Genomic DNA, 15,803 nt, shown 5'->3' with positions numbered 1-15,803 from the left:
CGTGGCAGAGCAGTTTGATGTTGTTATTATCGGTGGTGGCTTAGCGGGTGCCAGTTGTGCGCTGAGTCTTGCGAAACATGCGCCGAAATTAACGATTGCGGTGGTTGAAGCAAATCAACCAAGCACTGAACACCATCCTAGTTTTGACGACCGAAGTATCGCCTTAGCACAACAATCGGTGCAATTTTTACAGACCATTAATGCCTTTGATATTGATGCCTCATTTGCTGCGGCAATTAAAAAAGTGACCGTGTCGGATCGCGGTCACTTTGGTAAAACGCAGATCGATTGTGCGCAGTTTTCACAGTCAGCTCTAGGTTATGTTGTTGAGGTAAATCCGTTTGGTCGTGCTTTACATCAACAACTTGCAGCTACCCAAGTGGTCATGTATTGCCCTGACAGTGTTGCAAATATTACCTATCATCATGACTTTGCAAGTATTACTTTGCAGTCTGGTGCTCAACTTAATGGCCAATTAGTGGTGATTGCCGACGGTGCGCAGTCGGCTACTCGCCAGCTGGCAAAGATCAATTTTACTCCTGAGCCTTATTCACAAGGGGCGATCATTGCCAATATTGAAGTGGCAGGTGGTCATCATAACCATGCTTTTGAGCGCTTTACTGAGCATGGACCAATGGCATTACTCCCGATGAGTAATAACCGTTACTCGTTAGTATGGTGTATGGATAAAGCCGATATTGACGCGCATATGCAGCTTGACGACAGCGCTTTTGTAAGTGCTTTGCAAACTGCATTTGGTTATCGTGGCGGGCAATTTACTAAAGTCGGCATGCGTGCAAACTATCCACTGGTGTATGGTCGTGCAGAGTCATTAAGTGCTCACCGTACGGTACTAATTGGCAATGCAGGGCATGCGATTCATCCTATTGCAGGGCAGGGCTTTAATTTAGGCCTGCGCGATGTGCAACTTCTATGTGAATTATTAAATAGCGAATTGGCAATTGGCAGTTACCTATTTACCCGTGAATATGCCAAACAACGTAACCAAGATATAACCACTGTAATGACGTTAACAGATTCTTTAGTGCGGTTATTTTCAAACTCATCACGAATACTCGCATTTGGTCGCAGCTGTGGTCTATTCTCCATGGATTTGTGTGCTTCTTTAAAAACACCTTTAGCTAAGCAATTAATGGGTCAGGTTAAACAAGGTAAACGACTATGAAACAGACACAAGTATGTGTTGTGGGGGGCGGCTGTGTTGGCTTAACCCTCGCGCTGGGGCTTGTTAAAGCCAATATAAGTGTAGTAGTAATTGATGCTGCAGCAAAACAAGTATTGCCAGGCGATGAATACGCTTTGCGCGTAAGTGCACTGAGCCTTGCCAGCCAACACTTGTTTGAATCTTTGCAAGTGTGGCCTGAGATCATTGCTCAAAGAGCACGCGCCTATACCCATATGGATGTGCGCGACCAAGATAGCTTTGGCAAAATTGCTTTTAACAGCGATGAACTGGACCTTCCTCATTTAGGTCATATTGTTGAAAACGACATCATTCGTTATGCACTGATCAATGAATTAGAACAATACAGCCAAGCAACGCTTATGTTTGATACACGCTATCAACAAATACACCAAAGTGACAATGACGTCTTTATAACCTTAGACTCTGGTGAGCCAGTTATAGCCAAGTTATTAGTGGCAGCCGATGGCGCAAATTCAGCGATTCGGAAACAGTTTAATTTGCCCATTACGTTTAAAGATTATGATCATAACGCCATCGTTGCGACGGTAAGAACCACTGAGCCACATAATAATACTGCGCGCCAAGTATTTTTACCTACTGGACCACTGGCGTTTTTACCGCTGCCAGATGCCAATACGCACTCAATTGTATGGTCAACCAGTCCTGCGCATTGCCAAACGTTACTAGCCATGGATGATAGCGATTTTAATAAAGCAGTTATGGCAGCCCTTGATGGCCAATGCGGTTTATGTGAGGTACAAAGTGCGCGCACAGCGTTCCCTTTGAAAATGCGTTACGCGCAGCAATGGGTGACAGGTAAAGTGGTATTAATGGGCGATGCCGCACATACCATTCATCCGTTAGCAGGACTTGGTATGAACTTAGGCCTTAAAGATGCCGCTTACCTTATTGAGCTGTTAACTGCTGACAATAAAGAGTTTGCCAGTAATCGACTATTGCGTGATTACGAGCGTACCCGCAAGCTTGATGCACAAAAGCATATTGCCATGATGCAAGGCTTAAAAGAATTATTTGCAGGCGCTAACCCACTTAAAAAACTGGTACGTGGTGTGGGTTTAAGCTTGGTTGATAACTTAGGCCCAATTAAGCACCTGTTTGCCAAGCAAGCGATAGGGAAGTAGCAGAGATTCATTTTGTTTGATTAATACCTAAATTGCATTGCTTCGTATCAGTCGATGGCTAAATAGCATGCAATATTAATTAGGTGTTAATTAATGGAGAACAAAATGAAAAATAAAACGGCGGTAACGCTATTGTGTGCAAGTTTATGCTCAACTTTCAGCTTTGCAGATGACGACAAGGTTATCTATTTAACGTTTGATGATGGCCCGATTAATGCCACCTCAGGGCTAATTGATGCTTTAGATGAGGCACAAATAAAAGCGACATTTTTTATCAATGCTTTTCACATGTATGGTGAAGGCGATGAAAATGAACAACACTCACAATTAGCATTAGCTAAGCTTTTAAATAGCGGTCACCTTTTAGCTAACCATAGTTATGACCATATGTTGCATAATTGCACGGATGGAGAGCGCTCTGGTGCTGTTTATTGTAACGAAGTTGGTTTATGGCCAGTTAAATCCTACCAAGATGTAAGTATCGATTATGATTACTTTGAGCTTAATACTCAAAAGGTCTTGGCGTTATTACCTAATGCAGAAAGCTTCCCAAACTTTAAAATGAGAACAATGGCACGCTTGCCGTATACCAATGCGTGGCGTGTTACGAAAACTTTTAAAGGTGATGGTTTATGCGCAACATCTGATAATTTACCACCTTGGGATCCAGCTTTTTCTTGTGATCCACAGGTTTCTACCAATAGCTCACAAGTCGCAGTAAAAATATCTGATAAATTAGCAAGCGAAGACTATAAGGTTTATGGTTGGGATTTTGATTGGGGCCCAGTGAACTGGGGCGTTGATTACCCTGCAGAAACAATGGCAGATGGTATTCAAATGGTCGAAAGCATTAATCAAATCGTCAATACTTGCCCTGGCAAAACAATGGATCCTGTCAATAGCCGCACGCAAAACTTAGATTGCAGCGATGGATTAGCAGCGAATAAAGTAGTGATACTCACCCATGACTTTTTGTTTGAAGATGGTCCGCGCGGGCTAGGTGCGACGATTAACTTGCCCAAAATTAAAAGCTTTGTTGAGCACGCAAGAGCAGAAGGTTATCGATTTGATACACTTGATAATTATGCGCCTCAATGGCAACAAAACAGGCAATACGAAGCTACTAATTTTGTAAGTTATCAAGATAAAATTTATTCTGTGTTACAAGCACATTATTCCCAAAGTAATTGGCAGCCTTCAAACACGCCTGCATTGTGGTTACTTGAAAAATAACGGTATTTATAAAAGGTAGGTAGCCCTACCTTTTTACTCTTTCACACTAATGATTTTTGTTTTAAGCGCTTTCTAAATTGGCTTGGTGTTGTCCCTTTTAGTGTTAAAAAGCGGCGATTAAAGTTAGAGGTATTTTTAAACCCACATTGATCGCTGATAGCCGTAATAGCGCGGTTAGTATTGATCAATAGCTTACAAGCTTGACCAATTCTTAACTGGTTAATAAATTCTGTTAAAGTGCGTTCCATGCGCTTTTTAAAAAAGCGGTGAAAGTGGTTAGTGCTCATATGCGCCATGTTAGCTAATTGTTCTGCGCTTAAGCCCTCAGTGTAATGGCGATAAATATAATCAATCACTTTATCAAATTTATCTTTTGCGGGATCAGTTTTATTAGTGTAGCAAAAACTCGCGCTAGAAAGCTGCTGAGGGACTGCTTCTTGGCTCATTAAATACAGTAATTTAAATAAACCTAAATATTGCTCAAAAGGGTTACTGACCTCGATTTTTTCAAAATATGATTTCGCTATCATCGCTGTTTTAGTCGAGAATTTAAGGCCTTGTCGCGCAGCGATTAATAACTCTTCAAGTATGGCAAATTCAGGGTGACTAGTAATTTGCTGACTAAGCCATTTTTTTGGAATTTGTGCAACGTGAACAACTTGTACACTGTTATCTATATTCGGTGACGATTGCCAAGTATGGGGCAAATCAGCACCAAGGATCACTAGATCAAGTTCGCCATAAGGAGCAATGTAATCGCCAATATGGCATACCCCTTGACTGTTTAAAGTAAGGCAAATCTCAAAGTCTGGATGGTAATGCCAATTAAATGGAATGTAATCAAGCGTATATTTACAATAGCGCCACGATGAATTGGTATTAGGAATGACTTTTTCACACATTGCCCGCATGACGACCTCCTTATTTATTTTAGTCCCTATATTGAACAATTTTTAGCAGTCTAAGTAATACTTTTCAATTCACTTTTAGTATTAATCTATTGCACGCGATTCTTTGCTAACAGGACATTGAACATTTTGCCATCAAAATTAACATTCCTTTGATAGGAAAGTACCGGATAAAGTGTCAATTGTACTGCTTAACACGAATGCGGCGCGATACCCTAGTAACGCTTTCAATAACAATAAATAGGGGACTAGGAATGAAAAACATCAACAAAGCATCGCTTAAACTATCGACATTGGCGATATGTATCTCAGCACTATACGTCAGTCCAATGGCATTAGCTGCAGCTCAAACTCAAGCTGACAGTGATATAGAAACCATTGAAGTGCGTGGCATTCGTCGCTCTTTAGAAGCGTCAATGAACACTAAGCGTTTTGCAGATGGAGTGGTAGATGCCATTACCGCAGAAGATATTGGTAAATTTCCGGATAAAAACATTGGTGATGCACTACAACGTATTTCAGGAGTGACGGTTGACCGCCAATATGGTGAGGTAAATGGCGTAACTATTCGTGGTACTGCACCAGAGCAATCAAGAATATTACTCAATGGTCAAACAGTAGCAAGCACCTCATGGTACGATTTAGGCCCAGCGACACGTACTTTTAATATGGAATTGTTATCAGCAGAGCAAGTGTCGGGTGTGCAAGTGTATAAAACACCGGAGGCAGATATCGAAGAAGGAGCACTGGGAGGAACCGTTAACTTAACGACTCGTAAACCTCTGGAGTTAGATGCAAATACGTTACTGCTCTCTGCAGAGTTGGCACAAAGTTCATTGTATGATGAGACTGATCCTGGTGCATCAATTCTTGCTAGTTGGAAAAATGAAGATGAAAAATTTGGTATTTTAGCTGCGTACTCTTATGAACAATTAACTTCAGGGCGCCATGTACTTGAGTCTATTGGCGGCTACTATGAGTACTTTGCAGAAAACCAAGCAACAGGACAAGAATCGACAGTCGGTGCATGGAGTTTAGGTTCGCAAGCATTTAAGTCTGAGCGTGAGCGGACCAGCGCGCAATTAACCGCGCAGTTTGCACCAACCGATAATATGGAGTTTGTGCTTGATTATTTTCGTTTTGAATTTGATAACCCGCATGTAAACCATAACTTTCTGACGGTTGGCGCCCGTGGTGCGGGTTCTACTAATGTAACCAACAATGCATTAGGCGGTACCGAGCAAGCAACTATATTACCTGCATATGCTTCTATTATTTATAATCCAGTAGTGCGTAATGCCGTTAATATGAAAGCTGATGTACTAAACCTAACTGGTAAGTTTCAAGGTGATGGCTTTGAACTCAGTGGTGAAATTGGAAAATCAACATCAGATGGCGGCACGCAATTTGGCGCATCTTCATGGTGGATCCCAGCCTCAGATGAAGGAGGTAAAATAGGTGATCCTGCATTTCCTAATGGACAAAACAGCACTGATGGTGGTTTTACTTATGATGCTACTGGTCCTTATCAAGTTTGGCTAACTTCGCTAGATGCTACCGATGCAACGCAATTTAAACATGCGCAAGAAGCAAATTTTGATACCACAGTGCAAGAGCATGATATGAGTTATGCTCAAGCTGATGTTAAATTTGAGTTAGATGGTAATTTCTTTACTGCAATCAAGACCGGCATTAAATTTAATAGTAGCGAATTTTCGCGCATTGCATTTAACCGTAATCCAGACGAAGTACTTGGTTTTGTTCCCGATGGTAATTTATCAAATTGGAGTGATGGCGTATTAACTGGGCTGCATTCACAAAGCTCTGGTCATACGCTTGATGCATATGCCTCACTTGATACAGATAAATGGTGGGATTTCATCAGCGGTAAGTATGCAGCTGGCGAACTGACCGAAGTCGCTAACTTAGGTAATACTTTTTCAGTGGATGAAGATATGATCGCCATTTACGCGAAGGCTGATTTTAGTGGCGAAAACTACCGAGGTAATATTGGTTTACGTTACGTTGAGACTGAGCAAACATCGAGCGGCTACGCCGACGGCGCGGTTTTCAAAGAGACGGTCGATTATAATAACTTACTCCCTAGCGTAAACTTTGCTTATGATTTATCGGATGACATTATTATTCGCGCGGCAGCATCACAAGTTATGTCTCGCGCAAACTTCAGTGATTTAAAACCCGGCTTAGCAATTAATGCCAATTTTGGTAGCGCCACAGGGGGAAATCCTGATCTAAAACCCTATGAAGCTAACCAGGGCGATATTGCTATAGAGTATTACTTTACAAGCGCTTCTATGGCATCAGCAGGATTTTTCAGCAAACAAATTGATAACGTTGTTTTTTCGACTGAAGCGGTTGAATTTGTAGATGGCTGTGGCGCCAGTCCAGATCTATATGAGCAATGCCGTGTTACTCGTCCTCGTAGTAACGGCGAAGGCTCTGTAAATGGTATTGAACTGCAACTACAGCATAGCTTTGCTAACGGTTTTGGGGTGGTGACTAACTATACGTACGTAGACAGTGAAACAACCACGCCAGATGGCTCAAAAGAAATGGTACCAGGTGTTTCTGAAAACAGTTTTAATGCATCAGTGTTCTTTGAGAACGATATTATCAGCACTCGTTTAGCATATAACTGGCGCAGTGAATGGATTGGTGTTGGTGCAGCCCAAGCAGTTAAAAACGATAACTATCAACAAATTGATGCGTCAATCATCTGGCATGCCATGGAAAACTTAGATGTTAGCCTTGAAGGCGTTAACTTAACCAACGAAGTGGTGCAATCGTACGATACTAACTTTGCTTTAACGCAAAATACTATCGAGTTTGGTTCACGTTATTACCTTGGTGTAAGTTATAAATTCTAATGGAGATAGGCCGCCACTTGGCGGCCTTTTTTAGTTATGGCTATCATAAATAAATTAGTAATTTTAGGCGGTGGTAGTGCGGGTTGGATGTGCGCTGCGTATTTATCAAAGCAGCATCCTGAATTAGCTATTAGTGTTATTGAATCGAGTAAAATTGGCAGTATTGGCGTTGGTGAAGGTTCAACACCACACTTAAAAAACTTTATGGATTCACTCGGTATTAGTGAACAACAATGGATGCCCAAGTGCGATGCAAGCTACAAAGCAGGCATTTACTTTAATAATTGGAATGGCGATGAACGTTGTTATTTCCATCCATTTTATAGCGACATGGATGAAAAAACTGCCGAAGTTTATTTTGTAAACGCTAATGCCCGAAGGCGCGGTAATGGCGATTGGCAAGCCCCAGATGAGTATTTTTTAACAGGCCATATCGCAAAACAAAATTTAAGTCCAAAAGTGCATACACCTATGCTCAAAGAGCAAACTTATGGTTATCATTTTGATGCCATAAAATTAGCGGGTGTGCTAAAAGCCTATGCACAAGAGAATGGGGTTGAACACATTGATGGTGAGTTTAGCCACGCGCATATAAACAACAATGGCAATATAGCTGATATTACGCTGGTTGATGGACGACAAATTAACGGCGACATGTTTATCGATGCCAGTGGTTTTAATGCACTGTTAATTGAGCAAACACTGGGTACACCTTTTAATTCATTTGCTGATGAACTACTTAACGACCGTGCTGTAGCCGTGGCGACGCCAATTTCTAGCGATGCTGTGATGCCATGTGCCACTCAATCTACGGCGTTAAGTGCCGGTTGGTGTTGGCAAATTCCGCTCACTAGCCGTATTGGTAACGGCTATGTGTATAGCTCAAAACATATCACTGATGAGCAAGCCCTGTATGAGCTTGCCCTGCAATTAAACATAAATCCACAAAATAGCGCGTTTCGGCATTTAAAAATGAAAGTCGGCTGTATGCAGTCTGCATGGCAAAGCAATGTCATGGCTGTAGGGTTGGCGCAGAGCTTTATTGAGCCCATCGAAGCGACATCTTTGATGGTTACTCAACATAGTATTAAGTTATTTAGCCAAGCCTTAACAAAGCTAAAAAACAACGAGCAGTCATTAAAAGTAGCTGAACACGTCAATCAACAACTCCATCAATTAGTGTATGGCATTAAAGATTATGTGGTTGCGCATTATGCAACTAGCTTACGCACCGACAGTGAATACTGGCTTACAGCCAAGCAACTGAATCACAGCTCTAGTGCTTTAAAGTCTTTACTAAAAGCATGGCTTAATGGCGATGATTTTGATGCGTATTTGTCAAAGCTTACCCAACAGCAAGTTTATTTTAGACCTAGTTGGTATTGCTTACTTGGTGGCATGGACTACCAAAGCTCGCTGTGCCAGCAGTCATTTGAACCCGCTTGCGCTGCAATTTGTAATGGCGCAAAAATGTATTTGCATGAACTGTGTAATAAGCATTGTAAACCACATGCAGAGCAACTACATGCAATGAAGACTGCATAAAGTGAGTTGAAAAGTATCAACAAGCCGTAGAGTAGTGCCGCATAACTCATTTTATGATGGCAGACTTAGCTAATTAAGAGTGGTGATTAATTATTCCCTTGAATCATTTTGTTTGTATGCCCACGAACAGATGGCTATCACCACTCTATTTATTTTTAGAATGAGACTTTCAGGTAGAACAATTATGAAAAGAAATTATTTGATAGTGCTACTAGTACTAGTTACCTTTTTTGTTATTTCATTTATAACGAACTTATTAGCGCCGATATTTCCGGCTCTGATCCAAAGCTATAATATAGGTTTAACCCTTGCTGGTTTTTTCCCATTTGCATTTTTTATCGCGTATGGAGTGATGTCGATCCCCGCAGGGTTGTTAGTGCAAAGCTTAGGTGAAAAAAAGGTCATGCTCATAGCATTCTCACTGGCATTATTTGGCAGTGTGTTATTTGTTAGCTTGCCGATTTTTGCTGTTGCAATGTCAGCATTATTTTTGATCGGTACCGCCATGGCTCTATTGCAAGTGGCAATTAATCCGTTACTTCGAGCCAGTGGCGGCTCTAAACATTTTGCGGTTTTTTCGGTCGCAGCCCAGTTAATGTTTGGTGGTGCAGCGACCTTATCACCGCTGGTATATAGCGCGCTTGTTAAAGCAGATTCACAAGCACAGAGCCAAAACTGGTTATTGCAATTAGTACCCGCCGATATGACTTGGCTAAGTATGTACTTATTATTTGCACTGTTATGCACAGTGATGTTGGTGGTTATTAGCGTGTTACCGATAAAACACAACACCCAAGCAGAAAATCCGCAACAAGGCAGTATCAAACAAAGCTTACAATTATTTAAAGACCCCACCGTGATCAAGTTCTTTTTTGCCATCGTGGCTTATGTGGCGCTTGAGCAAGGAGTGGCTAATTCAATTTCAGTATTTTTACAAACCTATCACCAACTTGACCCAAATACAGGCGGAGCACAGATAGTGAGTCAGTTTTGGCTATCACTGACATTAGGCTGCTTATTGGGCATCGTGCTGTTAAAACTCTTTGATGCTAAACATGTGTTACTTACTTTTAGTGTTGGTGCGGCGGTTAGTCTATTTACCGCATTATTTGCACATACTGAGCTGGCATTATGGGCGTTTCCTGCGGTTGGGTTTTTCTTATCAATTATGTGGTCGGTGATATTTTCGTTGGCATTAAACTCAGTTGCAAAAGGGCATGGCACTGTATCTGGTATTTTATGCACAGGGATTGTCGGCGGTGCATTTGCCTCGCCTATTATTGGTGCGGTGAGTGAGCTTACAGGTAGCTTACAAATATCACTATTACTGCTGTTAATGCCGCTTGGTTATATTTTTAGTGTCGGTATTTGGGCTAACCCACTGGTTGCTAATCACACGCTTAAAAGTAATCCACAGACAGCAAAGCTTGCTGAAAGTAACTAATGACAAAAGAGGTTGTAATGTCACAAACTTTATTATGTGTTGACCTTGGTGGCACCAAAGCGCTGGTCGCAAAAGTAACCGCAACAGGTGTAATAGAAAAACGCTATTTTGATGTGGACGGCTCAGCAAGTAAGCAGCAAACAAACGACTTTTTATGTCGAATCATCAAGCAAGTGGTTGATAATACTTGCATTGGTATCGTCGTAGGTGTACCTAGCATGGTGCTGATGGAAACTGGCGAAGTGATCGAAACGGTTAATATCCCCAATTGGAAAAATGTGCAGTTAAAGCAGCTATTAAGCACACATTTTAAACTGCCCGTACGGGTGCATAATGATGCAAATTGTTTTGCTATGGGAGAATTTACTCAAGGTAATTTTAAATCAGATACGAATTTAATTGGCATTTGCCTAGGCACTGGACTTGGCGCCGGGCTGGTGCTTAATGGTCGATTATATACGGGTAAGCACTCAGCCGCAGGAGAGTTTGGCAGTTTTAGTTATTTACAAGGGATTATTGAGCACTTTACCTCTGGGCAGTTTTTTATTAATCAAGGTACAACGGGCAAGCAAGCTTACCAAGAGGCATTGGCAAATGACGCACACGCACAACGTTTATTTGATGCGTTTGGCAAGCATCTCGCTCATGCAATAAACCATGTGATACTCGCGTTTGACCCTGACGTTATTGTACTAGGTGGCTCTGTTGCACAATCATCAGCGTGCTTTTTACCTAGTTTGCATATTCAGTTAGCTAAGTTAGTTAACCCAGTTATTTTGCAGTCGTTAGATATTCGTATTAGTGAGCTTGGCGACGATGCTCCATTATTTGGCAGCCATGCGTTATTTATAAACGACATGGCTTATGAGCAATCGTTGGGAGCTAGCTATGCGTAGAATTATATTATTGGTGCTTGTCATATGTTCGGCTGCAGTTTTTGCTAAAGCACCATCGCAGACTGAGTTAGATACCCTCGCGCAGCAGTTATTGGTAAAATATGAGTTACTTTCGGCAAAGCCCGATACTTGCCCTGCACCTCATCAAAAGCAGTGTTACTTATCGCGTTTGACGTTCAGCACACCTTTTGATGCAAACAGTCAACAGTGGTCAATTTATTTTAGTCAGCTAATGCCAATTTATAGCACTGACTCGTCGCAGTTTACCATTACGCATATCAATGGCGATTTACACCAAATAAAGCCCTCCTCGGCATTTGCCGGATTTAAACAAAATACGCCGATAAGTATAGAGTTTTATAGTCAAGAATCGCAAATTACTCGCGCTGAGTTTATGCCTAATTACATATTGGCAAGTGCGGGTTTAACAAGCCGGGTTATTAACAGTACTAAAACCGCGATTGATCCTGACACTAAGCTAGAGTTACAACCATATTTAGCACCATTTTTAACCTATGAACAACTACAAACGAGTAACGACGATGCGACACCATGGATGGATGCGGAGTATTTATATGAAAGTGAGTCTCGGCCTATATTAAATACGCCACCGCTGAGTTTGATCCCAAAGCCGGTCGCTTTAACTTTATTATCAGGTGAGGCTGTAGATTTAAGCCAAGGCCTAAATCTACAGCTAGCGAATGATATTGATCAAGTACAACTTACAGCGGCAATAGCACGCTTAGCACGTTTTGGTATTAAGCAGCATAGACAAGGGATTAAAACCACGCTCAAGTTAGATTTAGCAGCTGATAACCCAGAGGCTTACACGTTAAAAATTCAACATGAGCAAATAACGATTAGCGCAACGAGTTCTGCAGGGATATTTTATGCGTTGCAGAGCATCGCAGGGTTAGTCAGCCTTGATAATTTAACTATCCCAGCACTTAATATTACTGATGCGCCGCGTTATGAATTTAGAGGCATGCACATTGATGTAGCACGTAATTTTCGTTCAAAAACATTTATTTTAAATACCATAGAGCAAATGGCCGCCTATAAGCTTAATAAATTACACTTACATTTAGCGGATGATGAAGGCTGGCGATTGGCTATTAACGACTTACCAGAGCTTACGGAAGTCGGTGCCAAGCGTTGCTTAGATTTAACCGAACAGCGTTGTTTGTTACCACAGCTAGGCGCAGGACTTGATAGTCAATCAGCGGTAAATGGTTACTACAGCCAGAATGACTATATTGAAATATTAAAATATGCTCAAGCGCACTTTATTGAAGTGATCCCATCACTTGATATGCCAGGGCATTCGCGCGCGGCAATTGTTGCAATGGAGGCAAGGTTTAACCGTTTAATAGGCCAAGGCAAAAGCGAACAGGCGCTTCAGTATCGTTTAGTCGAACCCGCTGATAAAACTCAGTACAGTTCAATCCAGCATTATCAAGATAACACCTTAAATGTTTGTTTAGAATCGACTTATCAATTTATCGATAAAGTGCTCGATGAAGTAAACGCATTACATGTGCAAGCCGGTGTGCCTCTTAAAACTTACCATATTGGCGCCGATGAGACGGCTGGTGCGTGGGTTGACTCTCCAAGCTGTCGGCGTTTGCAAAACCAACAACCGGCGCTGCATTCATTTAATGGCTATTTTATTGAAAAAGTCAGTGCCATGGTCGCTAAAAAAGGCTTTAAAGTGGCCGGATGGAGCGACGGTATGAACGACGTTACGCTAAAGAGCATGCCAGCAAATGTGCAGTCAAATGCGTGGGCAACGCTGAGCGATGGTGGGCATGAGGTTGCGCATCGTCATGCTAACCAAGGCTGGGATGTGGTGTTATCAAGCCCGGATGTAACTTATTTTGACTTCCCATATCAGTCGCATCCGCAAGAGCCCGGGAATCACTGGGCGAGTCGCGCGATTGACAGTAAAAAAGTGTTTGAGTTTATGCCGGATAATTTGCCTGCGCATGCTGAAATTTGGCGTTCGGTAAACAATCATCATTACAGTGCTGATGATCGTAAAACGATGCGCACAAAACCTTTTATTGGTTTGCAAGGGCATTTATGGTCAGAGCTCATTCGCAGTGACAGGCAAGCTGAGTACATGTTATATCCACGGTTATTAGCGCTTGCAGAGCGAGCTTGGCATAAAGCGCCATGGGAATTAGATTATAACGGGCAAGGCGCTAAGTATGATCAAAATACAGGCCATTTTAATACAACGCTTAAGCAACAAAAAGCAGCTGATTGGCAGCGTTTTGCGGCGTTAGTTGGCTTTAAAGAATTTGCAAAGCTAGAGCAAGCAGGGCGCTTTTATCGTTTACCTAGCGTAGCTGCACAACAACAAAGTGAAGGCTTAGATGCATTTACTTTGTATCCGGGGATTGTCATCGAATATCAAAATAGTCTTGGCAATTGGCTCATTTATGATGATGAAAATAAAGCCACTAATGTAAAGCAAGTTCGTACGCTTTCTCAAAGAGGTATCCGTAAAGGGCGATCATTGGCGGTGAAATAAAAGCCTTTTAAGCGTTGCTTATTATAAAGCCTTATAACAAACAGGGTCGATTTTTTGCTTTTTAAAAATGATAGCGCTGTCATTTTTGTTGGTGTATGATTAATTTAATGTAATAAAAATGATTTTAGGATTGCAGCGCCTTGGTTTATAGAGCTTTCACGGCGTAATGCTAAAATAATTAATTAAAATAAACTGTTGAGATAAATTTATGGAAGCAACTGTCGAGTGTGAAGCAAACACTAAACATAGTATTTGGCTGCCAATGACATTGGCAGGATCAATGTTTTTCATTCTAGGTTGTATAACCTGGCTAAATGGCGCTATTACACCGTTTTTACAGCAAATGTTGGTGTTATCGCCACTGCAAGCCTCGTTTATTATTTCCTCATTTTATATTGCCGTAACAGTCGCTGGCATCCCATCTGCAATGCTTATTAAGCGTGTAGGTTACAAAAATGGTATGGCAATTGGCTGTGCAGTAATGGCCGCGTCAGCCTTGATGTATATTCCTGCCGCTAAAATGCAGATGATTGAAATATTTTTATTCGCACAGCTAATGATAGGTGTTGGGCAAACAATCCTACAAACAGCGGTAAATCCGTATGTTGTTAAAATGGGATCTGAAAAATCAGCGGCAGTTCGTGTATGTATTATGGGCTTACTGAATAAATTTGCCGGGGTTATCGTGCCTGTTATTTTTGCTGCCGTTGTTGTCAGCGGTGTAGTCGCTGATGGTGAGCAATTATCACAACAGCAAAAAGATGCGATGGCGAATAGTCTTATTTTACCTTATATGGCAATTGCAGGTTTGATCTTTGCGTTTGCAGCATTTGCTAAATTTTCATCGCTACCTGATTTGGTTTTTGAAGAGTCTGAAGGTAATGGTAATGGTAAAGGCGAAGTAAAAGAAGCACTAAAACATCCTCACCTAGTGCTGGGTGTAATTGGTATTGCCTTATATGTTGCTGTTGAAGTGATTGCCGCAGATACCATTGGCTCTTACGCATTACAGATTGGGATTGCCGATTACTCAGTGATGACCTCATACACCATGGCGTGCATGTTGGTTGGTTATGCCATTGGTATTGCACTTATTCCCCGTTTTATGTCGCAGCAAAATGCGCTCGTTATGTCTGGGCTTGCAGGTATTGTAACTGTACTTGCAGTAATAATGGGAAGTAACGACTCATTTATTCTTGCTAACATATTATTAGTACCATTTGGTGGCCCTGAGCTGCCAGATCCATTGTTATGTATTGCCCTACTTGGTTTTGCCAATGCCATGGTGTGGCCGGCAATATGGCCGTTAGCATTAACTGGCTTAGGTCGTTTAACTGGCACTGCATCCGGTTTACTTATTATGGGTATTGCAGGTGGTGCATTAGGCCCATTACTGATTGGTTTAGGTAACGTAGCAGGCTTAGGTGCGCAAGGTGCTTACGCCTTGATGATCCCAAGTTACTTATTCATCTTATTCTATGCGCTTAAAGGCCATAAAATGAGAAGTTGGAAGTAGATTAAAGTTGGCGAGTTAGCGAGAGTAAAGTTAGCGAGATTAAAGCTAGCTAGTTAAGAGAGTTTGTAAGTGACCAAGAGCGCGGTTAATACCGCGCTTTTTTATGGCCGTAGGTTCGGCTTTAGCCGAAAAGCAATGAGGTTTGAGCTTACTAATCTGTTTTATTTAAGCACCATTTTCGTGATAAATCACGACCTACATTTAGCTCGGTGTTTATCTGTAGGTTCGGCTTTAGCCGAAAAAAGCACTGAAGTTTGAGGTTACTAATCTGTTTTATTTAAGCGCTATTTTCGTGATAAATCATGACCTACAGTTAGCTCGGTGTTTATCTGTAGGTTCGGCTTTAGCCGAAAAATCACTGCGGTTTGAGCTTACTCATCTGTTTTATTAAAGCGCCATTTTTGTGATTAATCACCACCAATAATAAAGCCGTGCTTGATTTATCAAACACGGCTTTTATAATTTTTTAGCCTTTAGCCTTTAGCCTT

At 41.6% G+C, this 15,803-nt stretch carries 10 protein-coding genes; 9 read left to right on the top strand and 1 reads right to left on the bottom strand.

The features are described 5' to 3' along the window. Position 1 precedes the first annotated feature (1 nt). The 3 genes from ubiH to H5203_RS08430 all read left to right on the top strand — a co-directional run bounded on the left by ubiH (position 2) and on the right by H5203_RS08430 (position 3,582). Entirely contained in the window at positions 2–1,186 is a 1,185-nt protein-coding gene (gene ubiH / locus H5203_RS08440; protein WP_182819589.1) for a 2-octaprenyl-6-methoxyphenyl hydroxylase, read from the top strand. Continuing rightward, positions 1,183–2,349 carry an FAD-dependent monooxygenase gene (locus H5203_RS08435; RefSeq protein WP_182719172.1) on the top strand — a complete coding sequence of 389 codons (1,167 nt, stop codon included), beginning with the start codon at positions 1,183–1,185 and terminating at the stop codon, positions 2,347–2,349. Before ubiH ends, H5203_RS08435 begins: the two co-directional genes overlap by 4 nt. Before the next feature lie 105 nt (positions 2,350–2,454). Next, positions 2,455–3,582, top strand: coding sequence for a polysaccharide deacetylase family protein (locus tag H5203_RS08430; RefSeq protein ID WP_182819588.1), 1,128 nt, complete (start codon positions 2,455–2,457; stop codon positions 3,580–3,582). Positions 3,583–3,623: 41 nt separating this feature from the next. Here H5203_RS08430 and H5203_RS08425 read toward each other — a convergent pair whose 3' ends face one another. Next, a complete protein-coding gene (locus H5203_RS08425; protein WP_145241883.1) occupies positions 3,624–4,493 on the bottom strand; it encodes an AraC family transcriptional regulator in 870 nt (289 codons plus the stop codon). A 251-nt stretch (positions 4,494–4,744) separates the two neighbouring features. Here H5203_RS08425 and H5203_RS08420 point away from each other — a divergent pair, with 251 nt between their 5' ends. The 6 genes from H5203_RS08420 (at position 4,745) to nagP (ending at position 15,315) form a co-directional block, all read left to right on the top strand. Then, positions 4,745–7,378 carry a TonB-dependent receptor gene (locus H5203_RS08420; protein WP_220495294.1) on the top strand — a complete coding sequence of 878 codons (2,634 nt, stop codon included), beginning with the start codon at positions 4,745–4,747 and terminating at the stop codon, positions 7,376–7,378. A gap of 36 nt (positions 7,379–7,414) precedes the next feature. Next, the gene (locus H5203_RS08415) at positions 7,415–8,923 is read left to right on the top strand and encodes a tryptophan halogenase family protein (RefSeq protein WP_182758430.1); all 1,509 of its coding nucleotides are present in this window, start codon (positions 7,415–7,417) and stop codon (positions 8,921–8,923) included. 184 nt (positions 8,924–9,107) lie between these two features. Next, complete coding sequence (locus H5203_RS08410) at positions 9,108–10,367, top strand: MFS transporter (protein ID WP_182758429.1); 1,260 nt, start codon at positions 9,108–9,110, stop codon at positions 10,365–10,367. Positions 10,368–10,384: 17 nt separating this feature from the next. Next, positions 10,385–11,263, top strand: a complete 879-nt coding sequence (locus tag H5203_RS08405; RefSeq protein WP_182819587.1) for an ROK family protein — start codon at positions 10,385–10,387, stop codon at positions 11,261–11,263. After that, positions 11,256–13,799 (top strand): family 20 glycosylhydrolase, encoded by a 2,544-nt coding sequence (locus tag H5203_RS08400; RefSeq protein WP_182819586.1) that lies wholly within the window; start codon positions 11,256–11,258, stop codon positions 13,797–13,799. The genes H5203_RS08405 and H5203_RS08400 overlap by 8 nt, the downstream gene beginning before the upstream one ends. 208 nt (positions 13,800–14,007) lie before the next feature. After that, the gene (gene nagP, locus H5203_RS08395) at positions 14,008–15,315 is read left to right on the top strand and encodes an N-acetylglucosamine MFS transporter NagP (protein WP_182819585.1); all 1,308 of its coding nucleotides are present in this window, start codon (positions 14,008–14,010) and stop codon (positions 15,313–15,315) included. The last annotated feature ends 488 nt before the right edge of the window (positions 15,316–15,803 follow it).

This window comes from Pseudoalteromonas sp. SG41-1 (assembly GCF_014164575.1).
Classification (GTDB): domain Bacteria; phylum Pseudomonadota; class Gammaproteobacteria; order Enterobacterales; family Alteromonadaceae; genus Pseudoalteromonas; species Pseudoalteromonas rhizosphaerae.
This window is presented reverse-complemented; position numbering and strand designations above follow the sequence as displayed.

Bases quoted from the DNA above. Each gene is read 5' to 3' on its own strand.
- H5203_RS08435 (WP_182719172.1), top strand. From the start codon at position 1,183: ATGAAACAGACACAAGTATGTGTTGTGGGGGGCGGCTGTGTTGGCTTA.
- H5203_RS08430 (WP_182819588.1), top strand. From the start codon at position 2,455: ATGAAAAATAAAACGGCGGTAACGCTATTGTGTGCAAGTTTATGCTCA.
- H5203_RS08425 (WP_145241883.1), bottom strand. From the start codon at position 4,493: ATGCGGGCAATGTGTGAAAAAGTCATTCCTAATACCAATTCATCGTGG.
- H5203_RS08420 (WP_220495294.1), top strand. From the start codon at position 4,745: ATGAAAAACATCAACAAAGCATCGCTTAAACTATCGACATTGGCGATA.
- H5203_RS08415 (WP_182758430.1), top strand. From the start codon at position 7,415: ATGGCTATCATAAATAAATTAGTAATTTTAGGCGGTGGTAGTGCGGGT.
- H5203_RS08410 (WP_182758429.1), top strand. From the start codon at position 9,108: ATGAAAAGAAATTATTTGATAGTGCTACTAGTACTAGTTACCTTTTTT.
- H5203_RS08405 (WP_182819587.1), top strand. From the start codon at position 10,385: ATGTCACAAACTTTATTATGTGTTGACCTTGGTGGCACCAAAGCGCTG.
- H5203_RS08400 (WP_182819586.1), top strand. From the start codon at position 11,256: ATGCGTAGAATTATATTATTGGTGCTTGTCATATGTTCGGCTGCAGTT.
- nagP (WP_182819585.1), top strand. From the start codon at position 14,008: ATGGAAGCAACTGTCGAGTGTGAAGCAAACACTAAACATAGTATTTGG.